General features: G+C 71.8%; 26 protein-coding genes. 12 read left to right on the top strand and 14 right to left on the bottom strand.

The window, feature by feature from the left end; genetic code table 11:
- Positions 1 to 28 precede the first annotated feature (28 nt).
- Complete coding sequence (locus ORI60_RS10555; protein WP_266036744.1) at positions 29 to 169, top strand: hypothetical protein; 141 nt, start codon at positions 29 to 31, stop codon at positions 167 to 169.
- Between the two features lie 93 nt (positions 170 to 262).
- Here the strand turns inward: ORI60_RS10555 and ORI60_RS10550 are convergent, their stop codons facing one another.
- Positions 263 to 1,120, bottom strand: coding sequence for a phosphatidylinositol-specific phospholipase C/glycerophosphodiester phosphodiesterase family protein (locus tag ORI60_RS10550; RefSeq protein WP_266036743.1), 858 nt, complete (start codon positions 1,118 to 1,120; stop codon positions 263 to 265).
- 316 nt (positions 1,121 to 1,436) lie between these two features.
- Here ORI60_RS10550 and ORI60_RS10545 point away from each other — a divergent pair, with 316 nt between their 5' ends.
- Positions 1,437 to 1,826, top strand: a complete 390-nt coding sequence (locus ORI60_RS10545) for an HPF/RaiA family ribosome-associated protein (RefSeq protein ID WP_266036741.1) — start codon at positions 1,437 to 1,439, stop codon at positions 1,824 to 1,826.
- A gap of 199 nt (positions 1,827 to 2,025) precedes the next feature.
- Here the strand turns inward: ORI60_RS10545 and ORI60_RS10540 are convergent, their stop codons facing one another.
- The gene (locus ORI60_RS10540; RefSeq protein WP_266036739.1) at positions 2,026 to 2,817 is read right to left on the bottom strand and encodes a PaaX family transcriptional regulator C-terminal domain-containing protein; all 792 of its coding nucleotides are present in this window, start codon (positions 2,815 to 2,817) and stop codon (positions 2,026 to 2,028) included.
- Between the two features lie 91 nt (positions 2,818 to 2,908).
- Here ORI60_RS10540 and ORI60_RS10535 point away from each other — a divergent pair, with 91 nt between their 5' ends.
- Genes ORI60_RS10535 through ORI60_RS10515 form a run of 5 tightly spaced genes read left to right on the top strand, consistent with a single transcriptional unit; the run spans position 2,909 to position 7,830 of the window.
- Positions 2,909 to 3,787: an SDR family NAD(P)-dependent oxidoreductase gene (locus ORI60_RS10535; RefSeq protein ID WP_266036737.1), complete on the top strand. Its 879-nt coding sequence runs from the start codon at positions 2,909 to 2,911 to the stop codon at positions 3,785 to 3,787.
- An 11-nt stretch (positions 3,788 to 3,798) separates the two neighbouring features.
- On the top strand, positions 3,799 to 4,674 hold the full coding sequence (locus ORI60_RS10530) for an amidohydrolase family protein (RefSeq protein WP_266037281.1): 876 nt from the start codon (positions 3,799 to 3,801) through the stop codon (positions 4,672 to 4,674).
- Positions 4,671 to 5,129, top strand: a complete 459-nt coding sequence (locus ORI60_RS10525) for a MaoC family dehydratase (RefSeq protein WP_266036735.1) — start codon at positions 4,671 to 4,673, stop codon at positions 5,127 to 5,129. The genes ORI60_RS10530 and ORI60_RS10525 overlap by 4 nt, the downstream gene beginning before the upstream one ends.
- Positions 5,130 to 5,138: 9 nt before the next feature.
- Positions 5,139 to 6,455 carry an MFS transporter gene (locus tag ORI60_RS10520; protein WP_266036733.1) on the top strand — a complete coding sequence of 439 codons (1,317 nt, stop codon included), beginning with the start codon at positions 5,139 to 5,141 and terminating at the stop codon, positions 6,453 to 6,455.
- The gene (locus tag ORI60_RS10515; protein ID WP_266036731.1) at positions 6,439 to 7,830 is read left to right on the top strand and encodes an acyl-CoA synthetase; all 1,392 of its coding nucleotides are present in this window, start codon (positions 6,439 to 6,441) and stop codon (positions 7,828 to 7,830) included. The genes ORI60_RS10520 and ORI60_RS10515 overlap by 17 nt, the downstream gene beginning before the upstream one ends.
- Here ORI60_RS10515 and ORI60_RS10510 read toward each other — a convergent pair.
- Positions 7,799 to 8,431, bottom strand: a complete 633-nt coding sequence (locus tag ORI60_RS10510; RefSeq protein WP_266036729.1) for a TetR/AcrR family transcriptional regulator — start codon at positions 8,429 to 8,431, stop codon at positions 7,799 to 7,801. The two genes, ORI60_RS10515 and ORI60_RS10510, sit on opposite strands and share 32 nt — an antisense overlap.
- A 96-nt stretch (positions 8,432 to 8,527) precedes the next feature.
- On the opposite strand from ORI60_RS10510, the gene ORI60_RS10505 reads away from it, so the two are divergent.
- Complete coding sequence (locus ORI60_RS10505; RefSeq protein WP_266036727.1) at positions 8,528 to 9,298, top strand: SDR family NAD(P)-dependent oxidoreductase; 771 nt, start codon at positions 8,528 to 8,530, stop codon at positions 9,296 to 9,298.
- On the opposite strand, the gene ORI60_RS10500 is transcribed toward ORI60_RS10505, so the two are convergent.
- On the bottom strand, positions 9,287 to 12,106 hold the full coding sequence (locus tag ORI60_RS10500; protein WP_266036725.1) for a BTAD domain-containing putative transcriptional regulator: 2,820 nt from the start codon (positions 12,104 to 12,106) through the stop codon (positions 9,287 to 9,289). The genes ORI60_RS10505 and ORI60_RS10500 overlap by 12 nt on opposite strands.
- Before the next feature lie 53 nt (positions 12,107 to 12,159).
- On the opposite strand from ORI60_RS10500, the gene ORI60_RS10495 reads away from it, so the two are divergent.
- Entirely contained in the window at positions 12,160 to 13,023 is an 864-nt protein-coding gene (locus ORI60_RS10495; RefSeq protein WP_266036723.1) for an alpha/beta fold hydrolase, read from the top strand.
- A 25-nt stretch (positions 13,024 to 13,048) separates the two neighbouring features.
- On the opposite strand, the gene ORI60_RS10490 is transcribed toward ORI60_RS10495, so the two are convergent.
- From ORI60_RS10490 to ORI60_RS10465, 6 genes are all read right to left on the bottom strand, one after another.
- A complete protein-coding gene (locus tag ORI60_RS10490; RefSeq protein WP_266036721.1) occupies positions 13,049 to 13,417 on the bottom strand; it encodes a hypothetical protein in 369 nt (122 codons plus the stop codon).
- Between the two features lie 9 nt (positions 13,418 to 13,426).
- On the bottom strand, positions 13,427 to 14,392 hold the full coding sequence (locus tag ORI60_RS10485; RefSeq protein WP_266036720.1) for a hypothetical protein: 966 nt from the start codon (positions 14,390 to 14,392) through the stop codon (positions 13,427 to 13,429).
- Between the two features lie 196 nt (positions 14,393 to 14,588).
- The gene (locus ORI60_RS10480; protein ID WP_266036718.1) at positions 14,589 to 15,107 is read right to left on the bottom strand and encodes a hypothetical protein; all 519 of its coding nucleotides are present in this window, start codon (positions 15,105 to 15,107) and stop codon (positions 14,589 to 14,591) included.
- On the bottom strand, positions 15,100 to 16,200 hold the full coding sequence (locus tag ORI60_RS10475) for a hypothetical protein (protein WP_266036716.1): 1,101 nt from the start codon (positions 16,198 to 16,200) through the stop codon (positions 15,100 to 15,102). The genes ORI60_RS10480 and ORI60_RS10475 overlap by 8 nt, the downstream gene beginning before the upstream one ends.
- An 11-nt stretch (positions 16,201 to 16,211) precedes the next feature.
- A complete protein-coding gene (locus tag ORI60_RS10470; RefSeq protein WP_266036714.1) occupies positions 16,212 to 16,598 on the bottom strand; it encodes a FixH family protein in 387 nt (128 codons plus the stop codon).
- Complete coding sequence (locus tag ORI60_RS10465; RefSeq protein ID WP_266036712.1) at positions 16,595 to 17,926, bottom strand: hypothetical protein; 1,332 nt, start codon at positions 17,924 to 17,926, stop codon at positions 16,595 to 16,597. The genes ORI60_RS10470 and ORI60_RS10465 overlap by 4 nt, the downstream gene beginning before the upstream one ends.
- A gap of 135 nt (positions 17,927 to 18,061) precedes the next feature.
- Between ORI60_RS10465 and ORI60_RS10460 the strand changes: the two genes are divergently transcribed.
- Positions 18,062 to 19,195, top strand: a complete 1,134-nt coding sequence (locus tag ORI60_RS10460) for a sensor histidine kinase (RefSeq protein ID WP_266036710.1) — start codon at positions 18,062 to 18,064, stop codon at positions 19,193 to 19,195.
- Entirely contained in the window at positions 19,192 to 19,851 is a 660-nt protein-coding gene (locus tag ORI60_RS10455) for a response regulator (RefSeq protein WP_266036708.1), read from the top strand. Before ORI60_RS10460 ends, ORI60_RS10455 begins: the two co-directional genes overlap by 4 nt.
- A gap of 38 nt (positions 19,852 to 19,889) precedes the next feature.
- On the opposite strand, the gene ORI60_RS10450 is transcribed toward ORI60_RS10455, so the two are convergent.
- The 4 genes from ORI60_RS10450 to ORI60_RS10435 form a co-directional block, all read right to left on the bottom strand.
- Entirely contained in the window at positions 19,890 to 20,519 is a 630-nt protein-coding gene (locus ORI60_RS10450; RefSeq protein ID WP_266036707.1) for a hypothetical protein, read from the bottom strand.
- A 94-nt stretch (positions 20,520 to 20,613) separates the two neighbouring features.
- The gene (locus ORI60_RS10445) at positions 20,614 to 21,258 is read right to left on the bottom strand and encodes a response regulator transcription factor (RefSeq protein ID WP_266036705.1); all 645 of its coding nucleotides are present in this window, start codon (positions 21,256 to 21,258) and stop codon (positions 20,614 to 20,616) included.
- Positions 21,243 to 22,295 (bottom strand): hypothetical protein, encoded by a 1,053-nt coding sequence (locus ORI60_RS10440; protein WP_266036703.1) that lies wholly within the window; start codon positions 22,293 to 22,295, stop codon positions 21,243 to 21,245. Before ORI60_RS10440 ends, ORI60_RS10445 begins: the two co-directional genes overlap by 16 nt.
- Positions 22,288 to 23,316 (bottom strand): sensor histidine kinase, encoded by a 1,029-nt coding sequence (locus tag ORI60_RS10435; protein ID WP_266036702.1) that lies wholly within the window; start codon positions 23,314 to 23,316, stop codon positions 22,288 to 22,290. The genes ORI60_RS10440 and ORI60_RS10435 overlap by 8 nt, the downstream gene beginning before the upstream one ends.
- Positions 23,317 to 23,450: 134 nt before the next feature.
- Between ORI60_RS10435 and ORI60_RS10430 the strand changes: the two genes are divergently transcribed.
- The gene (locus tag ORI60_RS10430; protein ID WP_266036701.1) at positions 23,451 to 24,017 is read left to right on the top strand and encodes a VanZ family protein; all 567 of its coding nucleotides are present in this window, start codon (positions 23,451 to 23,453) and stop codon (positions 24,015 to 24,017) included.
- Positions 24,018 to 24,029: the final 12 nt, after the last annotated feature.

Here is a 24,029-nt window from a genome sequence, read left to right as displayed (position 1 = left end):
CTTGCGAACACCACCCGGAGATTGCCGCGTGATGGCCGCGGAGTACGTCCGCCGGTACGAGGCGGAGATCCTCGGCAGCGCCGACCTGGCTCCCGTCAGGTCGGCGCTGCCGAGAGGCGCGGCGCTGCTCTGCGTAGAACGCGACCGGAAGCCTGCCAGCGCTCGCTGATCGCCCGGCGGCCGGGCGTGCCCGTCGAGCACCTGCTGCCGTAACGGGTCGAACTCGTCAGGTTCCGCTGATCGGCGCTGCCCTGCCCGCGGTTCAGCCCTTGCGCCGCTCAGCCGGGTCGTTGGCCAGGAGGAACTCCCGCAAGCCTGCGAGGTCGTCGGTGTTGATGTGGTCGACGCCCGCCGTGAGCAGCTCGCGCCACACCGCGTCGCGAGCCTCACCCGCCACGTCCGGGGTGGCCCAGAACCGCACCCGGTAGCCGGCGGCGTGCGCCTGGGACACGATGCGGTGCAGCTTCTCCCGCTCGGCCACGGGCATGGCGCCCACTCCCTGCCAGGTGAAGTTCTTCGTCCAGTTGTCGCTGACGAGCGGCATGAACGCGGCGGGGACACCAGTGCCGAGATCGCTCATCCTGCCGTCGTAGCCGGCCCGCCGGATCCGCTGGGCGAGCATGTCCTCACGCGGCCGGTTGCCGCTGATGACCACCTCGACCGCGCCACGTCGTTCGTGACCGCCGACCCACTGGGTGAGCATGGGACGGAACTCGCGCAGCGCCTCGTCCACGGCCTTGTACGTCGCCGGACCGTCGCTCTTGATGTCGACGAGCAACTGGAAGGAACCACGCCAGTGCGGGTAGACGCGACCCCCGTTCGCCCGCACGACCTGCGCGAGCGGCTGGAGGTAGAGGCTGCGCAGTGTGCGGCCCGGCCGCGCGTCCACCAGGTCGTGCGCCACCCGCAGTTCGCCGTCCACCAGCCACACGTCGGCCTCCACCGACGTGAACCCGCGGTCGCGGGCGTCGGCCAGCGGGCGTTCGTGCTCGTAGTCGTTGTGCGCGTGCGCACGTTCGAGCGGCTGCACCCGGCCTGACGCGGCAGCGGCACCCGGCAGCGGGCTCGCCACGACGGTCACGAGCAGCGCCAACAGAACGGACGAGGTCAATCGCTTCATCGGATTCCCTTCTCTGCGTCCACACGCGAACCCGCGCCAGCGCGAGTGGTGGGCACGCACAGTGTCTAGCCAGCCGCCGCTGGTGGAAGGAGTGCTTCTTGTGGACGAACACCAGTCGACACACCGGACAAGGATCAGGTGCGGCAGAACGCCACGCTGTAGGGTCGTTCCCTTGCAGCCATGGTGGACGGTCACCGCAGCTCAACGCCCCAATTGCGGAGTCAGGGCATCCCACGCGCTGAACGCCGCCGCGTTTGAGCCGGCCGCTCCCGTGGTATCGACCAGAACCATTTCTGTCCCGTTCCGGAGGGTGCTCATGCAGATCCAGGTCAACACCGACCACAACATCCACGGTGGCGAACGACTGGCCACCTATGTGACCACCGACCTGGAGAGCAGCCTGTCCCGCTTCAGCGGATGGTTGACCCGCGTGGAAGTGCACCTCAGCGAGGACGCGGGCGGCAAGCCGGAGGACAAGAAGTGCGTCATCGAGGCGCGGCCGGGAGGCAAGCAGCCGGTCGCGGTCACCCACCACGCGACCACCGTGGACGACGCGTACGCCGGGGCGGCGCACAAGTTGGGACGGGTGCTGGATTCCCGGTACAGCCGCGCCCACGACCACAAGGGCAGTGACAGCATCCGGCACATGCCCGCTCCGGAAGACCCGGAACTGGTCGGCGCGCTCGAGGACGAGCCTCGGAGCTGATCCGGGCGACAGGGCGAGTTCGAGGACACCGTCCTCCGCGGGCTCGCCCTGGACCGGCTCGGCGCACCGCGCAGAGAGCGTTTGCAGCACTCCATCGATTTGGTGGAGTGCTGCTCCGCAGGTGACGTGCGTGAGCCTCTCCCGAGGGTGCCCACTTCATGATGACTCGACAGCGCCCCAGTCCAGTCAGCGCTGTGACCTAGACAGCCGGCACCGCGATCGACTCGATGGCGGCGGCCGCCAGCGGGGTCGCCGTCCCGGTGTAACGGGTGGCCAGCGACTGGAACAACCGCTCCGCCTCGATCGCGGGCCAGTCGCCCGCCAGCAGCTCGGCCGGCAGGTGCGGGTCCTGGCGCACGAGGTCGAGCCAGTCGCCGTGCAGCACCAGCTGGCGGGCCAGGTCGTCCGGCAGCGAGGCGTCCGGCTCGCGCCACTTCGCCAGGAAGTCCTGGTAGCGGGCGGCGATGGCGGCCGTGTCGAACGCGCGGCGCGCGAGGTCCGCCGCCTCGGTCGGCTTGGCGTGCTGGGCGGTGAAGACCGTGACGTTCTCCGCCAGCCCCTCGACCAGCTCGGTCACGTCGCGGGCGCCGGGCGCGATCCACAGGCCGTTCTGCACCGGGCCGAAGCCCGCCCACTGCAGCTGTGAGCGCAGGTCGTGTCGTTCGCCCCGGCGACCCTCCGGCAGCGAGAAGCCGACCAGGGTCCAGGTGCCGTCCCAGTCCCGGTTGACCGCGCCGCGCTGCCAGATGCGGCGCTCGCCGTCCTGCAGCACCGCCGTCGCGCGGGCGGTGAGTCCGAAGTAGACCTTGCGGCCGTTGCGGTGCTTGGCGAGCAGACCGCGCGACGTCATGCGCGTCAGCGTGGAGCGCACCGCCTCCTCCGAGACGTCCACGCGCCCGAAGACGTCGATCACGCTGCCCGAGTAGACCGCGATGTCGCGGCCCAGCACGTACAGGCCGAGGAAGTTCAGCATCAGGGACTGGGGCGTCACACCGCTCACGATACATGTTGGGCAGCATCTAGACGAGCGTCATGAATATGCCCTACTTTGGGTCGCGATCCCCACGGAGAGGACTCGCCTGATGGAGCTGTCGGGAAAGGTCGCGATCGTCACCGGTGCCGGTCGCGGGCTGGGCCGGGCGTACGCGGAAGCGTTGGCGCGCAACGGGGCCCGGGTCGTCGCCAACGACGTGGACGAGGTCGTCCACGAGGTCGCGGCGGGCATCGGCGGACGCGCGGTGGTCGCTCCGGTCGGGACGGCCGAGACCGCCCAGTCGCTCGTGGACGCCGCCGTCGAGGAGTTCGGCCGGCTCGACGTGCTGGTCACCAACGCGGGCATCCTGCGCGACCGCGTGCTGTGGAAGATGAGCGACGACGACTTCGACGCCGTGATCAACGTGCACCTGCGCGGCACCTTCACCTGCGCCCGGGCCGCGGCCGTGCGGATGCGGGAGCAGGGCACGGGCGGCAGCCTCGTGCTGGTCTCGTCGCCCGCCGGCCAGCGCGGCAACTTCGGGCAGACCAACTACGCCGCCGCCAAGGCCGGGATCGCCGCCATGGCGCGGACCTGGGCGCTGGAGCTCGCGCGGTCCGACATCGCCGTCAACGCGGTCGTCCCCGTCGCCGCAACCGAGATGACCCGCACGATCCCGGCGTTCGCGCCGCTGATCGAGGAGTCGGAACGCACCGGCGCGCCACTGCCGGAGTGGGTGCGGCGCGACGAGGGGCTCGGCACCGTCGAGGACGTCGCGGGACTGATCGTCTACCTCGCCTCGGACGCGGCGAAGGGCGTGACGGGACAGGCGATCGGCATCGGCGGCGACCGGCTCGCGCTCTGGTCGCACCCCGCCGAGAAGCAGGTCCTGTTCGCGGACGGCGGCTGGCAGGCGGACGCGATCGCCGAGCGGTTCGGCGAGTTCGAGGCCGAGACCTACGGGATCCCGCAGCCGGTGGCCCGATGAACGTTCCCAGAATGGATGTGGACAGCCTCGTCGCCATCGACGTCCACACCCACGCGGAGATCTCCGCCGACGGCCACAGCTCCCTCAGTCCCGCGCTGGTCGAGGCGTCCGCGAAGTACTTCAAGGCCGCCCACCGCCAGCCGACCATCGCCGAGACGGCCGAGATCTACCGCGAGCGGAAGATGGCCGCGGTCATCTTCACCGTCGACGCGGAGCACGCCACCGGCCACCCGCGCATCTCCAACGAGGAGATCGCCGCGTCCTGCGCCGAACACGCCGACGTGCTGATCCCGTTCGCGAGCGTCGACCCCTGGAAGGGCCGCACGGCCGTCCGCGAGGCGCGCAGGCTCGTCGAGGAGCACGGCGTGCGGGGCTTCAAGTTCCACCCGAGCCTCCAGGACTTCTCGCCGGACGACCGGATGGCGTACCCGCTGTACGAGGTGATCGAGGAGCTCGGCGTGCCCGCGCTGTTCCACAGCGGACAGACCGGTATCGGCGCCGGCGTGCCCGGCGGCGGTGGCATCAGGCTCAAGCACTCCAACCCGATGCTCGTGGACGACGTCGCCGTGGACTTCCCGCACCTGCGGATCGTGCTCGCGCACCCGTCGTTCCCGTGGCAGGACGAGGCGCTCGCGGTGGCCACGCACAAGCCGTTCGTGCACATCGACCTGTCCGGCTGGTCGCCGAAGTACTTCCCGCCGCAGCTCGTCCGCTACGCCAACACCCTGCTGCAGGACAAGGTCCTGTTCGGGTCGGACCACCCCGTCATCACCCCCGACCGCTGGCTGGCCGACTTCGCGAAGCTGGACATCTCCGACGAGGTCCGTCCCAAGATCCTCAAGCACAACGCCGCCCGTCTGCTCGGACTCGTGAAGGAGGACGCGTGACCATCTCCGTCCAAGGAATCGCAGAACTCAGGGCCCTGGCGGGGCAGAGCCTCGGCCACACCGACTGGCTGCAGATCGACCAGAGCCGCGTCGACACGTTCGCCACCGCCACCGACGACCACCAGTGGATCCACGTCGACCCGGAACGCGCCGCCTCCGGCCCGTTCGGCGGCACGATCGCACACGGCTACCTGACGCTGGCGCTGCTCATCCCGCTGATGAGCGAGCTGCTCGACGTCTCGGGCGTGCGGATGAGCCTGAACTACGGGCTGGACAAGGTGCGGTTCCCCGCGCCCGTGCCGGTCGGCGCCAAGATCCGGCTGCTCGGCCAGGTCGCGTCCGTCGAGGACGTGCCGGGCGACGGCGTGCAGCTCACCGTCGACTTCACCGTCGAGATCGAGGGCTCCGCGAAGCCCGCTTGCGTCGCACGTGCCGTCTACCGCCACTACACATGAGGTGAAGCCATGGCGCCAACAACGCAGTTACGCCGTGCAGTCGGGTCGAGCTTTCTCGGCAGTGTGATCGAGTACTACGACTTCCTGCTCTACGCCACGGCCTCCGCGGTCGTGTTCAACAAGGTCTTCTTCTCCTCGCTGGACCCGCTGGTCGGCACGATCGCGAGCTTCGGCACGTTCGCCACCGGCTACCTCGCCCGGCCGCTCGGCGGAATCCTCTTCGGACACTACGGGGACCTGCTGGGGCGCAAGAAGATGCTCGTGCTGACCATGAGCCTGATGGGCGTGGCGAGCTTCCTGATCGGCCTGCTGCCCACCTACGCCCAGGTCGGCTGGCTCGCGCCGGCCGGACTGGTCCTGCTGCGGGTCGTGCAGGGCATCTCCGTCGGCGGCGAGTGGGGCGGCGCCGTGCTCATGTCGGCCGAGCACGCCACCTCCCGGCGCGGGCTGTGGGCGAGCTTCACCAACGCCGGCGCGCCGTGCGGCATGGTGCTGTCGACGGCCGCGCTGACCGGCACCGCCGCGCTGGTCGGCGAGCAGGCGTTCCTCGACTGGGGCTGGCGGGTGCCGTTCCTGCTGAGCGTGGTGCTGCTGGGCATCGGCCTGTTCGTGCGGATGAAGGTCGAGGAGACGCCGGTCTTCCAGGCCGAGCGCAAGCCGGGCTCCATGCCGTTGCTCGACGTGCTGCGCAACCACCCGCGCACGCTGGCGCTGGGCGTGGGCGTCGGCCTCTCGGCGTTCGTCGCGCAGTCGACCCTGACGACGTTCGTCCTGGCGTACGGCGTGCAGGCGGGCAACAGCAGGCAGATGATCCTCAACGCGCTGACTCTGTCCTCGGCGCTCGCGGTGATCGGCATCATCGGCTGGTCGGCGATGTCCGACAGGGTCGGGCGCCGGCCCGTCGTGCTCGTCGGCGCCGTGCTGATGGCGGCGTTCGGGTTCGTGCTGTTCCCCATGGTGGACAACGGGTTCATCGTCATCGCGCTCGTGCTCGGCCAGGCCGTGATCCACCCGATGATGTACGGGCCGCTGGCCGCGCTCTACAGCGAGCTGTTCAACACCGGCAGCCGGTACACCGGCGCCTCGCTCGGCTACCAGCTGGCGGGTCTGGGCGCGGGGCTCGCGCCGTTGCTCTTCGCGCAGGTGCAGAAGTCCTCCGGCACGGGCGCGATCCCGTTCATCCTCGCGGCGTTCTGCCTGCTCACCGTCATCTGCACGGTGACGCTGCACGAGACCAGCCGGACCAGCCTGACAGGAGACAGGAATGCGCAACGCGGGACTGGGCAGCTGGCCACACCGCCGAGCACGCATGGCGCCGAAGCGTGAGGCGTTCACCTGCGACGGCGTTTCCTCCACGTACGAGGAGGTCGCCGTCCGCACGACCCGGCTGGCGTGGCGGTTGCGGGAGCTCGGGGTCCGGCACGGTGACCGGGTCGCGTACCTCGGCCCGAACCACCCGTCGTTCGCCGAGACGATGTTCGCCGCGCACCAGCTGGGCGCGATCTTCGTACCGCTGAACTTCCGCCTGACCCCTGCCGAGATCAACTACCAGCTCGCCGACTGCGGTGCGCACGTGCTGGTGCACGCGCCGTCGCACCAGGTGGAGCACCCGCGGGCGGTGTCGCTGGCCGCGTACGAGGACTGGCTGCTCCAGGGCTCCGGCGAGCCACTGGACGAGCCGGTCGGCGCCGACGACATCGCCCTGATCCTCTACACCTCCGGCACCACCGGCAGGCCCAAGGGCGCGATGCTCAGCCACGCCAACCTGCTGTGGAACACCTTCAACCTGATGATCGGCGTCGACATCGCCTCGGACGACGTCGCCCTGGTCAGCGCGCCGCTGTTCCACGTCGCCGCGCTCGCCCAGACGTTGCTGCCCACGTTCGCCAAGGGCGGGCGCAGCGTGATCACCTCGCGCTGGGACGTCGCCGAGTGCGTCTCGCTGATCGAGACCCAGCGCGTGACGTGGATGTTCGGGGTGTCCACGATGTACGCCGACCTGGCCGCCTCCTCGTCGTGGCACGACGCGGACCTGTCGTCGTTGCGGGTGCTGCTGTGCGGCGGGGCGGCGGTGCCGGACGCGGTGATCCGCGCCTACCAGGACCGGGGCCTGGTGTTCTGCCAGGGCTACGGCCTCACCGAGACCGCGCCCGGCGCCACGTTCCTGGAGGCCGCCGACAGCGTGCGGAAGGCGGGTTCGGCCGGTCCCCCGGTGTTCTTCGGTGATCTGCGGCTCGCCGGCACGGGCGAGATCGAGGTGGAAGGCCCGAACGTCACGCCGGGCTACTGGAACGACCCGGTCGCCACCGCGGCCGCGTTCACCTCCGACGGCTGGTTCCGCACCGGCGACCTGGGACGGCTCGACGACGGGCACCTGTACGTCCTCGACCGGCTCAAGGACATGTACATCTCCGGCGGCGAGAACGTCTACCCGGCCGAGGTGGAGAACGCGATCACCTCGCACCCGGACGTCGCGGAGGTCGCCGTCGTCGGGGTGCCGGACCAGCGCTGGGGCGAGGTCGGACGGGCGTTCGTCCGGCCTCGCGACGGCGCGGTGGTGGACGCCGCCGGGTTGCGGGAGTTCCTGTTGCCGCGCCTGGCGAAGTACAAGATCCCGGTCCACGTCGAGGTGGTCGCCGAACTGCCGCGCACGGGGTCCGGGAAGGTCCTCAAGCCCGCGCTGCGCCGGTTGCCGCTGTGACCGCGTGGCGGGCCAGGACCGTCTGGACCGCCTCGTCCACCGAGTGGGCCATGGCCTTCTCGGTGGGCGACCAGTTCACCAGCAGCATGCGGGGCCAGAACGCGAAGTTCGAGATCATGCCGAGGAACTGCGTGGCCGCCAGGACCGGGTCCTCGACGGTCAGCGTGCCGGCCTCGTGCTCGGCGGCGAGGTAGTCGCGCACGGTGTCGAAGAACGGCTGTTTGCCCAGCTTGAACTGCGTCTGCCCGAGCTCGGGGAAGCGCGGCGCCTCCGCGATGACGATGCGGAACAGCGCGACCATGCCCGGCCGCGTCAGCAGTGCCACGTACCGGTTGCCGAGCGCCGTCAGGCCCCTGCGCGGATCACCCGGCTGCGGGGTGAGCGCGCCCTCCTCGGTGCGCCAGTAGTCCGTGACGATCGCGTCGAACAGCTCGGCCTTCGTCGGGAACTGCTTGAACAGCGTCGCCTTCGACACCCCGGCCGCGTCGGCGATGCGCGCGAGCGAGGTCTTGTCGTAGCCGGACTCCAGGAACAGCCGGGTGGCGGCGTCGACGATCGCCGTCCGCTTCTGCTCCGCCATGCGCTCGTGGTAGGTCGGCACCCCGCCAGTATGCCACGAGGTGAGTCACTTGACTCACCACCGACCGATGCCTACGGTTCCGAGGTGAGTCACTCATCTCACCACTGGAGGAGACCGATGGGACGCTTCGACGGGCAGACGGTGTTCATCACCGGCGCGACGAGCGGAATGGGCGCGAGCCACGTGCGGGGCTTCCACGCCGAAGGCGCGCGGGTCGTGATCGCCGCACGGGACCTCGACGCGGGGGCGAAAGCGGCGGAGGAACTCGGCGAGCGGGCCCTCGCCGTGCGGCTCGACGTGACGGACGAGGACGCGTGGTCCGAGGCCGTCCGCACCGCGGAGGAACGGTTCGGGCCGGTGTCGGTGCTGGTGAACAACGCCGGCGCGCAGCACCCGGCCGCCCTGATCGAGGACACCTCGCGCGAGGTCTGGGACCGCACGCTCGCGGTGAACCTGACCGGGCAGTTCCTCGGCATCAAACACGGTGCGCCGTCGCTGCGGAGGGCCGGCGGCGGGTCGATCGTGAACATCGCCTCGACCATGGCCAACGTGGGCTCACCGTTCTACGCGCCCTATGTCGCGAGCAAGTGGGCGCTGCGCGGGCTGACCAGGACCGCGGCGCTGGAGCTGGGCCGCGACGGCATCCGCGTGAACTCGGTCCACCCCGGCGTGGTGTCGACCCCGCTGATCACCGAACCGGTCGTGGCCGGGCAGCCCGCGATCGGCGAGCTCTACTCCCCCGCTCCGTTCGCCGTGCCACGACTGGGCGAGCCCGCCGAGTTCACCGCGCTGGTGCTCTACCTGGCGTCGCGAGAGGCGGCGTTCGCGACCGGCTCGGAGTTCGTGCTGGACGGCGGCCTGCTGCTCGGGCCCGCCCTAGCGGCCTAGGTAATTCGCCACCGGGCCGAAGGTGAACAGCCCGGTGCCCGCCACCAGCTCGTCCTTGGCGGGCAACAACAACGCGCGTGCGCGCTCGCGCAGTTCCTCGTCTCGCAGCCTCGCCGCCGCCATGGCCAGCAGGCAGGCTCTCACCTCGATGAGCAGGTCCGCCGGTCCGTCCGGCAACGCGCGTGCGGCCTCCAGCGCCTCGTCGTGGGGCAGCACCAGCGGGCGAACCCAGTCCAGGTGCGGGCCCCAGTCGTCGGTCAGGTCCACTGAGGACGGACCGTGCAGGCTGAGCAGGGCCAGCGGCAGCAGTCCGCGTTCCATGCCCCACATGCCGGTTCCCCGGACGCGGCCGGCGGCCGCCCGGTAGGCGCGGTCGGCCTCGGACGTCCGGCCCGACGCCGCGAGCTTCAGCGCCGCGTACCAGTCGGTGAAGACGCCCACCAGCGGCAGGTCGTGGCGCTGGGCCAGGGCGTCGGCTGCGGCCGCGTGGCGGTCGGCCGTGCCGAAGTCGGCGAGCGCGGAGCAGGCCTGGACGAGGATCAGGTGGCCGAGGACCTCGTGCGTGACCAGGCGTCCTGCCGCAACCTCGACGAGTTCGCGGCCGATCGCGGCCCGCTCCCCCGCCAGGCCGGTGCGGTGGAAGGTGTGCATGAAGCGGGCGTTCAGCGCGAACGCGAGCAGCCCGGGATCGCCGAGGTCACGCGCGATGGCCTCGGCTTCCCGCGCCTCCGCCAGGCGGGCGCCGGTGCCTCGTTCCTCCATCGCGATCGTGGCGAGCAGGCGGGCGCGGGTGGAGGTGGGGCCGGGGAACGACGGGAGGACGCGTTCCGCGGCGGCGGCGAGTTCGGCGGAGTGGGCCGGGTCGTCGTTCGTGGTCCAGATCCCGGGGACGTCGAACGACCCGATCAGCTCGGCCACCTCCTCGGGACCGGCGGCCAGGCGCAGGGCCGCCGACCTCCGTTCTCGTGCCCCTTCCAGGTCCCCGCTCACCGCCAGCGCCCTGACCAGGCCGGTCAGCAGGTCGGGCCGCTCCGAGCCGGCCGCGATCGCGGCCTTCCACAAACGCACCGCCTCACCGGGCGAACGAGTCTGCTCCGCCGCCTCGGCCAGTGCCCGCACCGCCGCGGCGCTTCTCGTCCCCGCGAGGGCGTAGTGGTGTGCCCGCGTCTGGACGTCAGCGGGGCTCACCGCCTCGGCGACCGCCTCGTGCCAGCGAGCACGCCTGGTCAGCGACACCTCCTCGTACAGGTTGTCGCGCACCAGCGCGTGCGTGAACCGGGCGCGGCCCGGCGCGACCTCCACGACGAACCCCGCCTCGATCGCGAGGTCCAGCGCGTCGAGGACGTCGTGGCCCGCCAGGGCGGCCAGCAGGTCCACCTCGACGTCCCGTCCCAGCACGGAGGCCTGGCGCAGCACGGTCCGCACCTCGGCCGGCACCCCGGCGAGCCGGTGCCGCAGCACGTCCCGCACCCCTGCCGGAACCGAACCGAGGTCACCGCCCGAGGCGACCAGCCGCGCGAGTTCCTTGACGTAGAACGGGTTGCCGCCGCTGCGCTCGTGGACGGCACGCGCGTGCAGTGGTCCCACGATGGCGGCGACCGCCTCCTCGTCCAGGCCGCCGAGCTCGACGCGGACGGGGTCGGCGCGGGCCAGGGCTTCGAGCGGCACGGCGGTGCGGGAGGTCGCGACGACCAGCACCCGGCCGGAGAGCCGGGCCGCCGTGAACGCGGCCAGCACCGCGAGGGTCTCCTCGTCGGCCTGGTGCAGGTCGTCCAGCACGACCAGCACCGGAGCGGCGGACTCCACGGTGGACACGATCGCGCGGCGCAGGTGGAACCGGTCGGTGGCGGGCAACGACTCCCCCAGCGCCTCCACCACCTGCTGCCACGGCCACGCCACCGGTGCGTCCTCCGGGCAGCGCGCCCACACCGCCGTCCACCCCCTCGTGCGCAGCACGGCGCTGAACGCCTCGGCCAGCGCGGTCTTGCCGGCACCGGCCTCGCCGGTCACGAGGGCGAGCCCCAGTCCCGCCGCGGGCACGGCGGACTCGAGGGCCGCCAGCTCCGCGGACCTTCCCACCAGCGTCGGCGCGGCCGCAGGCGTGAGGCGGGGTGACTGGGCGAGGATGTCCGACTCCAGCGCGCGGAGCTCCGGCCCCGGATCCACGCCCAGGTCCTCGACGAGCGCGTGCCGTGCCTCGCGCACCGCTTCGAGCGCCTCGCCCTGACGGCCTTCGCGGTACAGCGCCAGCGCGAGCAGGCTCCACGCCTTCTCCCGCCACGGGTGCTCCGCCAGGTGCGCGCGCAGGTCGGCGACGACACCCGCGGCACGGCCGAGAGCCAGCGCGGCCTCGGCCCGGCGTTCCACGGCCACCAGCCGCAGCTCCTCGAGCCGGTCGATCTCGGCGCGCGCCCAGTGCTCGTCGGAGAACTCGGCGTAGGCGGGTCCGCGCCACAGTGCCAGCGCATCGTCGAGCACGGACAGGTCGCCGCCGAGCATCTCCTCGAACCGCCACGCGTCCACGTCCGACGCGAGCAGCGCGTACCCCGTGCCCTCGGTCACCAGCAGCGTCGAGGGGGTCCGGGGTGGACGATCGGGTTCCAGCGCCTTGCGCAGCGCGCCGACGAACGTCTGCACCGTGCCGACGGCACCCTCGGGCGGGTCCTCCCACAGGTCGTCGACGAGCGTGCGCACCGGGACGACCCGGCGCCGGGCCACCAGCAGGCGTGCCAGCACCGCCCGCTGCTTCGGGCCGCCGAGGCGGGCGGATCCCGCGGTCAGCGGGCCCAGCACCCCGAACGTCACCACCCGCTGACCCTAACGCTGATCGGTTGCTGATCGGGCACCCGCACAGTGGTCCCGTGAACCACACCGCATTCAACTACCAGCGCGTTCAGGTCTCCGAGGGCATCGAGCTGAACGTGGCCACCACCGGCCAGGGCAGCCCGGTCGTGCTGCTGCACGGCTTCCCGCAGACCCACCTCATGTGGCGGCACGTCGCCGCCGACCTGGCCGCCGACCACACCGTGATCATGCCGGACCTGCGCGGCTACGGCGCCAGCGACAAGCCCGCCGACACCGGTCTCACCTACGCCAAGCGCACGATGGCCGCCGACGTCGTGGAGGTCGCCCGTGCGTTCGGGCACGACACGTTCGCCCTGGCCGGGCACGACCGGGGCGCGCTCGTCGCGTTCCGGACCGGCCTCGACCACCCGAGGCACGTCACGCACCTCGCGTCGCTCGACGTGCTGCCGACGCTGGACATGTGGGACGTCATGCGCGGCACGTCCGCCGCCGTCGGGTTCCACCTGTTCCTGATGGCCCAGCCGCCCGGCCTCGCCGAGCAGATGATCAGCGCGACCCCGGACGCGTTCTTCGGCCACTTCCTCGACATCTGGAGCGGGCAGCCGTTCCCCGCGGACGTCCGGGCCGAGTACCTGCGCACGAGCCGCGAGGCCGTCACGTCGATCGTCGCGGACTACCGGGCCTCGGCGACCATCGACGTCGAGCACGACACCGCGGACAGGAACGCGGGGAACCAGCTGGAGATGCCGGTCACCGTGCTGCAGCAGGACTGGGGCGCGGCGCTCGGCTTCGACGCCAAGGCGCTGTGGCAGGCGTGGGCACCCGACCTCGACCACCGCACGGTCTCCTGTGGACACTTCATGGCCGAGGAGGCACCGGACGTCGTCGCGGGGGCGATCCGCGACCTGCTGAAGCGGTGATCCCGCCCGGTGCCGCGAGCCGGCCTCAGGCCCTGACGCGGCCCTTGGTGGTCCACATCCGGTAACCGGCCGACACGGCGTCGGCTTCCGACGCGAACGCCATGTCGCCCTTCATCCGCCGGTAGTACGGCGAGTCGGGCGTGTGGTAGACCATCGTCTTCGAGTTGCCCTTGACCGGCAGCGGTTCCTGCCTGGCCGGCTTCGGGCCGGCCGGTGCCAGGGCCTGTTCGGCGATCACCACCTGCTCGGCCGCCGGGCGGGGTGCGGGCAGCGCGAGGCGCGTCTTCGGGCGTTCGGGCTGCAGGCGACCGCGGACCGACAGCCACGTCACCAGCGAGCCGACGGCGAAAGACACCAGGCACAGCAGGAACATCTGCGAGAACAACCAGAGCACAGCGAACTCCTAACGGACTACGACGTCGACCTGGCGTGTGGCCGGGTCGTACTCGCCGCCGGGGGCGGGACGGGTCTCGATGGCGATCAACGCGGGCGCCACGCCCTGGCCGACGAGGACGTCGCGGACCAGCTCGCCGCGTTTCGCCGCCATCGCCTGGTCCGTGCCGTGCGCCACCAGCGTGATCGAGGCGCGCGGGGCGACCAGCAGCATGCGGCCGACGCGTTCGACGAGCACGGGGCCGTGGCCTTCGTAGGCGGTGGTGCCCTGCACGAACCGGATCGCGCCGTTGCCGTTGACCAGGCGGGAGATCGAGTCGTGCAGGGCCGCGACGTTCAGGTCGCCGGCCGTCGCGGACGAGCCGACCTCGATGCGGTCGGTGACCTGCAGGCCGTTCGCCGCCTCCCGGACGGCGTCGCGGACCGCGGTCGCCCTGGCCTCGTCGGGCACCCTGGCGGCGACCACGACCTGTCCGTTGTGGATGGTCGTGGTCACGTCCGACACCTTCGCGGACAGCGCGGCGGAGAGCACCCGCCCGATCACGGCGGGAGGGATCGGCAGCAGGCCGCCGAGCCGGAGCGCGGCGGTGACGCGGTGGTCCTCGGACCGCACGGCTTCCATCAGCGCGCGGCGTTCCGCGTCGTCGGCGACGGCGCCGGACACCAGGATCTCACCGCCGCGCACCGCCACGAGCAGCTGCTCGGGCTCGGCCGCGCGCACCTCGGTGCCGCCGACACCGTCCACGTCGGACACCACGGCGCGCACCGCGTCGACCGAGCGCGGCGAGACCTCGCTGACCACGACCGATCGGCCGTCCACCGCGACCACGCCGTGGTAGCCGGCCTTTCCCAGCGCTGTGCGCACGTCGGAGTGCAGCGTCCGTTCGACGCCACCGCCGTGGACGAACACGCCGGTGGTGGCGAGCAGCGCGGGCACCAGGAGCCCGCCGATCCAAACCGCGTGAGGCAAGCGCACGGCGAACTGGGTATCCGACCGCGTTGCCGAAAATCCAGCTGGTGCAGCCTTTCGGACCGAACTTCACCCGGTCAGGTGGCCGGGTGGAGTTCGGACCTCGTGTGCTAGGCCGTGTCCCGGAAGTTCGTCCGGTGGCAGGCGCGGGCGAGAGACCCGGAGACGACACCGCCGCCCGACGGGACTTCCGGGACACGGACTAGTCGACCGCGGCGCGCGTCCTGCGCCAGGCGACCACGATCAACGCGATCAGCCCGAACAGCGGGATCGTGCTGATCGCCCAGGACAGCCCCATGGGCGGCCCCGGCTGCTCCATCACCTGGAGGTTCTTCAGCTCACCCGTGCCCGCGCCCGCCGGACCGTCGACCTCGAAGCGCATGGTCCACGTCCCGGGTTCGGGCAGGGCGAAGATGTCCAGGCCCCACACCTCGCGCTTGCGGGGGTGCCGGGCGAGCGGGCCGCCGTCGTCCTCCACGCCCTCGCGGAACAGCGTCAGCGTGCCCTTCTTGCCCTCGATCCCGTTCTCGGGCGCGAAGGTGAAGTCCAGCGACTGCATGGCTTTCACCGGCCACGTGCTGAAGCCGATGGTCAGGTCGTACGGTCCCGCCTGCACCTTCTCGGTGTGCACGACGTTCACCGGTTCGAAGGCCAGCGCGGGGGCGGCCAGTCCGAACAGCAGCGCGACCGTGCCCGCGAGTCCCAGCAACGTCTTACGCATGGCTGTCCTCCTTTGCGGGTGCGAGGTGGCGGAGCATGTGGCCGAACCGCCGGCCGAGCACGCCGGCGAGGGCGCCGAGCACCGCGCCCGCCACGACGGTGGCCACGTACCGTTCGAGAGCGGGGAAGTTGCTGCCCTGCACGAGCATCCGCTGCAGCGGCGCGCAGGCGGTGATGATCACGCCGCCGATCGCGCCGGTGAGCCAGGCGGGCACCTTGTGCAGCAGCTCCACCGCGACCGCGACGAGGATCAGGCTCATCGGGATCATGTTGGGCAGTCCGGGGATCCCGTCCGCGTAGTCGCGCAACGGCAGGCCGGTGGCGTCCGCGTAGACGTCGGTGGCCCACGGCGAGAACCACCAGAACACGGCCTGCAGCAGCGCCACGACGATCCCGACGGCCAGCGCGCCACCGCGTCGCTTCAGGACGTACGCGCCCATGAACAGGATCATCACCGAGAAGAACGCACTACCCGCGTTGACCGTGTTGACGGCACCGCCGGGCAACGCGCGCAGGCCGAGCACGGTCACCATGCTGAACGCGAGCAGGGTGCCCGCCGCGGCGGCGACGCCGTACGTTCCCCAGCGCTGGTCGCGTGCGACCGCGAAGATCATGACCGCGCCGACCATCGTGATCGAGATCGACAGCAGCAGCCCGATGTGCGGCGGCGAGTCGATCACGGCGTCGAAGCCGTACAGGCCGTGCCACCACTGGTCCCACAGTCCGTAGACCAGGAACAGCGCCGCGCCGATGCCGGAGATCAGGTACCCGACCGGGGCGGCGAACGTGCGGCCGAACACGCCGACCGCGCGCCCGCCGACCATCGGGTCGACGACCTTGCCGCGCTTGGAGTCCGCCGTCGTCAGCAGCACGACGGCGAGGCTCGCCAGGCCCGAGATCGCGCTGCCCGCGTACAGGAACAGGTGCGGCAGGGTGAAGAACGTGTCCGGGCCGACGTCGGAGTGCCACTGGATGTCCCAGGTCAGGCCGATCAACGAGATCAGGGTGCCGCCGACGACGGCGCTCGCCGGGACCAGCCCCCTCGGGACCGTCCTCGCCGACGACGCTGCCGTCGCCGTGATGTGCACAGTCATTCCTCCCCCTTCTAGGTGAGCAGGAGCGGGATGACGACCCGCTCGCCGCGCAGTGACAACGTGATTTCCCATTGGCCCGCCATGAACAGGTCGACGCCCGCGACCTCGTACCGGCCAGGGGCCCGGGGTGCCGCCGTGATCGGCGCGAGCGCGTGGCCCATCTGCGGCATCGCCGGTTCGACCGTCACGTCGCCGTCGGCGGCGTTGCCGGACCGGTCGGTGATCCGCAGGTCGAACGAGTTGCTGCCGGACCGCGTGCTGGCGGGCGTGAGCTCGAACCGGAGCTGTGCGCTCTCCGCGAGGTGCGGCCGGGCCTCGACCCCGCGCGGCCACAGCACCAGCAAGGCGGCCACCACCGCGATCACCCCGGCCACGACGGCTGTCGTCGAACGCTTCACTTCGAGGCCACCTTCCCCGCCGGGACGTCGACGACCTTCGGCACGGTGACGACCGAGTAGTCCCGTTCGACCTGGATCCACACGAGATACCTGCCCGGCAACGGGAACGAGTAGGTGAACGGCACGTCCGGCCCGTAGGCGGCCACGCTCTCGTCGGGCCTGTCGGGCAGGCCGGGGGTCTGCGGGAGCATGGAGTGCACGTGCGCCCAGATCGGGGCGTCCGCGGCGGTGCCGGTGACCGGGCCGACGACGATCATGTGCCCGAGCATGCCCAGCCACGGCTGCAGGTCGCGCTCGCCGAACTTGGCGGTGATCGTGCTCGGCCTGCCCGCCTCGCGGATCTCCATCGCCGTCTCGGCCTGCGCGTCGTGGCGGGGAGCGGCCGTGCCGGAGACCTCGACGCTCGACCGCAGGAGCTGCACTCCCCCGCCGCGCCGGGCGATCTCGGCGGCGACCGCGTGCTCGCCCTGTTCGGGGTCGGTCAGCCTCGCGCGGAACTCGCCCGGCGCCGTGCGGACCGGATGCAGGTGGCGCAGGTGCCCGGACGGCGACACCACGACGAGGTGGATGAACGCGCTGTCGTGCACCAGCAGGTCGTCCACCGGCCGTCCCGACGAGCCGTCGGTCAGGTTCAGCACGAGGTCCTCGTCGTCCATGCGGGGCACCATGTTCACCGGCGGACGCGAGAAGTCCACAATGGACGTGCGCTCGTACGGGTTCATGACGTTGTCGTACGTCGGATCGAGGTGCGTACCGGGCGCCGCGACCGGCGGGATGCTCGGCGCCAGCAACGCCGCCGTCACGCCGACCGCCACCGCGGCGACCACGCCCGCGGTGGGCACCACAGCGAGGCCGATCCTGCCGAACACCGCCAGCAGGAGTGCCGCCAGCAACAGCACCCCGGCCGCGATGAAACCTCCGTAGGTCGCGTTCTCCCACGGCGACGGCACGAGCGCCGGCACGACGAACGGGATGGTGGCCTCGTCGACCGCGAGCTCCCACGGACCGGGCCGGTCCACGTGCAGCAGCCCGGAGTGGAATCCGGGCGTGGCACCGAGGACGACCTTGGCGGTGCTGCTGGGCGCGCCGGCCGCGCGCAACGTCAGCGTCAGCTCGCCCGGCGGCGTGCCGGCGTGCGTCACCACGTCGACGTGCACCGGCCCCGGCACCTCCGCGACCCGGCGGATGATCACCGTGAGGTCGCGGTCGCCGAGGCTCTGCGCGACGTGGATGTCGGCGCCGGACTGTGCGCCGTCGGCGAGGGCGGGGGCGGCGATCCCCAGGAGCGCCGCCAGCGCGAGCAGGAAGGTCACGACAAGTCGTTTCATCGCGACCGAACGTATCGATCACGGCCTCGCCGCCGCGTCACTGCCAAGTCGGAAATCGCATCCCCCGCGCGGGGGATCTCCGACCCCTGCGAAGCGGGAGGTTCTCAGGGGCGCCATCGGGCAGGATTGCGCTCGATGGATCTGATCAAGCTGCCCCTCAAGCACCAGTCGTGGCTGGTCGCGACCGTGTGCATGGTCGTGGACGGCGGGTTCGTGCTGCTCGACCGCGAACCGTTGCCGCAGACCGCGGTCGTGCTGCTGATGACGCTGGCCGTCGACGCGATGCTGGCCGGTCCGGCCCGGCTGTCTCTGTGGGTGGCGGCGGCGCAGGCGGCCGTGCCGGTGATCGTCCTCGTCGGGATGCGCAACGGGATCGACGCCAACGACGCGGGTCTGCTGATCGCCGGGTACCGGGCGGGGGCGTGGCTGCGCGGCACACCGGCGTACACCTCGCTCGGGCTGCTGTCGGCCAGCCTGATGGCGTGCATGGTCGTCAACGGCTACGGCCCGCTGTACGCGGTGCTGGTGGCGGCCAAGGGCGCGCTGCTGCCGTGGCTCGTCGGCCGCTACACGACGGCGCGCCGCGCGTACCTGGCCGAGCTGGAGAAGCGGTCGGCGATGGCGGAGAAGGACGCGAAGGCGGCGGTCACCAAGGCGATCACCGAGGAACGCGGTGCGATCGCCCGCGACCTGCACGACGTGATCATCCACCACGTGAGCGCGATCAACCTGCACGCCGGCGCCGCCCGCCTCGGTCTGCCGGAGGGCAATCCGAAGCTCACGAACTCGTTGCGCGCGGTCGAGACGTCCAGCCGCGCGGCCATGGTCGACCTCCGGCACCTACTCGACCTGTTGCACGGCGACAAGTCCGAGGGCGCGCGGCAGCCCGGGCTCGACAACCTCGACGAGCTGCTCGACGGCGTGCGCGCGGCGGGCCTGCCGGCCCGGCTGGAGGTGCGCGGGCAGCGGAGGGACGTGCCGGAGTCGTTGGACATCACGGTCTACCGGATCATCCAGGAGATGCTCACCAACGCCCTGCGGCACGGCGACGCGTCCGGCGTGACGGTGACGCTGGAGTACGCGACGGACTCGCTCACCATCGCGTCGCGGAACAAGGCGGGTTCCGGTGACGACTCCGGCTCGGTGCGCCGCGGCCTCGTCGGCATCCGCAACCGCGCGGGCATGTTCGACGGCAGGACCAGGTCCGGGCTCGACGAGGACGGCCGCACCTGGCGCACGACTGTCACGTTCCCCCTGGAGGCGTCATGACGTTGACGGTGCTGCTGGCCGACGACCACGCGATGCTGCGCTCCGGGATGCGCGCGATCTTCGACACGCAGGACGACCTCCGGTGCGTCGCGGAGGTCGCGGACGGCAGGGCCGCGGTGGCGGAGGTCGCGCGGCTGCGCCCGGACGTGGCCGTGCTCGACATCCGGATGCCCAAGCTGGACGGGCTCGGCGCGACGGAGATGATCCTGGCCGACCCGGCGAACCGCACGAAGGTGCTGCTGCTGACGACCTACGACACCGACGAGTACGTCTACCGCGCGCTCAAGGCGGGGGCCAGCGGGTTCCTGCTGAAGTCGCTGCCGCCCGAGGAGCTGATCTCGGCGGTGCGGGTGGCGGCGCGCGGGGACGCGTTGATCGACCCGTCGGTGACGCAACGGCTGATCGCGCGGTTCGCCGTCAGCCTCGCCCCTCCCCCGACGCCGCCGGAGCTCGAGCTGCTCACCGCGCGCGAACGGGAGGTGCTGCAGCTCGTCGCGGCGGCCTGCAGCAACGCCGAGATCGCCGCGCGGCTGCACGTCGGGGACGAGACCGTGAAGACGCACGTCTCACGGGTGCTGGCGAAGCTCGGGTTGCGCGACCGGGTGCACGCCGTGGCGTACGCGCACATCAACGGGCTGGTGCAGAGCGGTCGCTGAGCCGCGGGGACCCCTCGTCGACCCCGCGGGCCAGCGGCTCAGCTCTGCCAGACGATCGGCGACTTGACGTAGTCGTCGCCGCGGTTGTACTCGGCCGCCGCGACCTTGAGGCCGTCCTGCGCCGCGCTCAGCACGCACGTCTCGTACGTCTCACCGGCCGCCTTGAACGTCTTGGGCGCGCTGGTGGAGTCGCACTTCGGGGTGTCACCGCTGATGATCACGCCGGTGCCCTTGCCGTCCTCACCGAGGCCGCGCAGGCCGATCGAGGTGAAGCTCAGGTCGGTGCCGCTGAGGTTCTCGACCTTGGCCCGCAGGTAGAACGGCGTGATGTTCTTGGCCTTGTCGCCGAACTTCGCCAGGTCCTCCTTCGCGCCCGCCTCGATGGCCGTGACGGTGATGGCGATGGTGCCGGTCTTGTCCCCGGTGGCGACGGGGATCACCGCGCGGGCGCCGACCTTGAGCTTCGAGCCGGGAGCCGTGACGTCCCCACCGGCCGGGACCGGCGGCGCCTCCTTCGAGGTGGAGGTCTCCTCGGTGCTCGTCGCGGTGGACGTCGTCGTGTCCGTGGCGGGTGTCGCGGTGCCGCCGGTCTCGGAGCCGCAGGCCGACAGCAGCAGGCCCGCCGCCGCGACGGAGGCGATGAACAGGGGGCCACGGGCGTGCGTCACTGCGGAACTCCTCGGACTGCGGAACCTGGGTTGCCCTGGACGCTAGGCCGGATGCCGGAGCGGCGGTATCGGTCGTTCGCACCACACGCCGGACTCAGAGGTCGTCGAGGCCGATCAGCCCGTCCTGGATCGCCCGCGCGACGAGCGCCGCCTTGGTCGGCGCCTGCCTGCCGATCGCCGCGTACTTGACCCTGATCCGCTCCAGGTGGGAGTTCACCGTGCTGAGCGTGATGTTCAGGCGTTGCGCCACGAACTCCTTCGACTCGGACTGGAACCACTCGACCAGGACCTCGGTCTCGCGCGGCGAGAGGGCGGGCCTCGTGTCCGACCTGTCGCCCGCCAGCGCGCCCGCGAGAGCCGGCGGCGTGTACGACTGCCCTTCGGCGGCCGCCTTGACGGCCTGCACGAGGTGGTCGGCGCCCTCGGCCTTGGTCAGGTAGCTGAGCGCGCCGATCTCCAGGCACTGCAGGACGATCTCGTCGTCGGCGCGCATCGAGTAGACGACGACCCTGCGGCCGTCCTCGACGAGCTTGCGCAGCGCGGACGTGGCGGGCGCGACGCCGCCGAGGTGCAGGTCGAGCACGACGACCGCCGCGCTCGCGCCGGGACCGGTCCAGGCCACCTCGGGGTCCTCGCCGCTCGCCACGAGCTCGATGTCCGCCGTGGACAGCCAGTGCGCGACTCCCGCGCGCACGACGGGATGGTCGTCGACCACGACCGCCGTCACGTCGTCCGCCATCTCGCCTCGCTCCTCACCAGTCCGCTGTGGACGCTCGTCTCGACGACGACCGCTCCCGTCCTGCCCGGTGCCGGCAGTGCTTCCGGCGCGTCCGCCACGACCGCCACGCGCACCTCCGTCGCGGTGCGCAGCAGGCTCACCTTCGCACGTCCGTCCGCGACGGCGAGCGCCTGGGCCATCGGCGCGACCAGCTCGCGGCGCACCTCCGTCGGCACTGGCGTGGCCGTGCCGCTGACAGCGAGCGAGACGACGACACCGCGCCGTTCGGCGACGTCCACACACGCGGTCAGTTCGTGCAGCAACGGGTCGGGCACGTCGTCGTTCTCCGCGAACAACCTGCGCAGCTGCACGGCCGCGACCGAGCAGCGCAGCCTGGTCGTCTGGTCGGCCGCGCTCACGCGTTCGTCGGCGAGGTCGGCGAGCAGCGGCAGCAGGGCGCCCAGCTGGCCCTCGAACCCGGCCCGCAGGTCCTGTTCCCGCTGGCGGGCGAGCTCTTCGCGGGTGCGGGCGGCGTCGTGCTCGGCGGCGGCCTCGGCGGCCAGCCCGGCGTCGCGGTGCAGGACGCGCGTGACCACCAGGACTCCGAGCTGGAAACTCGTGCCGCTGAGGATCACGACCCCGGCCGTGCCGGCGTCACCGCCTCCCTCGCGCGCGAACCAGGCGATGCTGAAGCAGATGTGCGCGCTCAGTGCCGCCACCAGCGCCATCGGCCTTTCGACCAGCACCAGCAGCAGGTACCAGCCGACGAGCCCGAACCCCCAGTCCGCCGGGCTGAACGACGCTCCGGCGGGCAGCGCCGTCGTCGCCAGCACCGACGCGACGAGGGGTGCGACGGCGAGGAAGGCCGGTGTCGGCACCGCGGCCGCGGTGCACCCGGCCACGACCGCCAGCACGGCCGTGAGCAGCCCGTACGCGATCCACGCCGCCGTGCCGTGCGGATGGGCGACGAGCGAGGGCAGCATCAGGACGAGCTGGACGGCGAAGACGACGACCAGCAGGACCTGCCTGGTGGTCGTGGCGACGGTGTGGTCAGTCATCGGCGGTCCACTCCAGCCGCGCGGTGGTGCCCGCCGGGCTCGACTCGACCACCGCGGTGCCGCCGGTGGCCTCGAGGCGCCCGACCACGGATCCGCGCAGGCCACGCCGGTGTTCGGGCACCTCGGCGGGCACGAAGCCCCGGCCGCCGTCCTGGACGACGACCACCGCGCCCCGTCCCCGCGTCACCGTCAGCTCGGCTTCGGCAGTGCCCGCGTGACGTTCGACGTTCGTGAGCAGCTCACGCGCGGCCCGCACGAACTGCAGGGCCACCCCGGCCGGCACCGGCACGACCTCGGCCTCCACCCGCACGTGCACGGGGCTGTCCCGCGCCACGGCGGTGAGTGCGGCCCCGAGGTCCACGGTCCCCTGCGCGTTGCCCCGCTCGGCCAGCACGACCAGGTCCCGGCGAGCCTGAGCGGCGACCTCCTCCGGATCACCACCGTGCGCGGCCATCAGGAACGTGGCGGCAGCCGTGTCGTGCAGCAGGGCGAGGTACTCCCGCTCCCGCCTGCCCTGGTCGAGAGCGACGGCCGCGGCCCGGCTCCGCTCCGCGGCGCGCTCCCTCAGCGCGTCGACCCTCCGGCTCGACCTGCGCAGCAGCTCGTAGGACAGCCGGGCGAGCACCGACTCCAGCACCGCCCGCACGAGCACCCCCGGCCCGGTGGTCATGACCTGCACCGCGAGCAACGCGGCCGTCGCGGGAACGGTGACCTTCGGCGGCCACTGCCACTGCCAGGTGATCAGCGTCGTGGTGAGCACCGTCATCACCCACTGGTCGGCGTCGGCCCCCAGCACCACCGACAGCACCACGACGCGGAGGAACGCCACCGGCAACGCCACGCGGGGCAACCGGAAGTCGGCGACCGTGCTCACCGCGACCGCCGCGAACAGCGACCAGCCCAGCGGCGAGTTGAGCGAGAAGGCGCCGAAGAGGCTGATCAGGACGACACCGGCGCCGCGGATGGGACCCGCGAGACGGGACACCGTCGCAAGCAGCCTCGCCTCCAGCACGTCAGGCATTCTCCGCGAGGCCCTCCCGGACCGCCCATCCGGCCCGCCCGCTGATCCGCCTCCCGGCCGAACCGGTCCGCATATCGTCCGCGTATCGAAAAACGCGTACACCCTCGCAACGGCCGTGCGCCTTCACTGGGAGCGTGCTCAACACCTGGCAGGAGTGGGTCGGTACGGAGACCGGGGTCGTGGTCGGCGCGGTGCTGGGGATACCGGTGGCCGTGCTGGTCATGCTGCTTCTGGCGCTCTACCGGAGGTCCCAGGGCACCGCGAGGCCGTGGCGGAACTCGTTCGCCGAGGTCGGCCTCTTCTACGGGACGCTGCCGTGGGTCTGGATCATCATGCTGCCGGGCGAGACCCCGGGCGTCACGGGCGAGCTGAGCCTGGTGCCGTTCGCGGACGTCCTCGACCTCCTCGCCCACGGCGACACGGGTCAGATCGTCGGCAACATGCTGGTGTTCGCGGCGCTGGGGTTCTTCGGCCCGCTGAGGTTCGCGGGCCTGCGGTCGGTGTGGCGGGTGCTGGCGTTCGCGGCGGCCTGCTCCGCGTTCCTGGAGATCGCGCAGTTCGTGCTGCGACTGGACCGCGTGTCCTCTGTGGACGACGTGCTGCTCAACGCCGCGGGGGCGGCGCTGGCCTCGCTGGTGTCCTGGTGGTGGTGGCGTCCCCAGCACGCGCCGGTGGAAGAACGGCACCTGGCCGCGGTGTGAATATGCGGGCGA

Source organism: Lentzea sp. NEAU-D7 (assembly GCF_026242055.1).
Taxonomy (GTDB): domain Bacteria; phylum Actinomycetota; class Actinomycetes; order Mycobacteriales; family Pseudonocardiaceae; genus Lentzea.
Note: the sequence above shows the minus strand (reverse complement) of the source record. Positions and strands in the feature narration are given on the sequence as shown.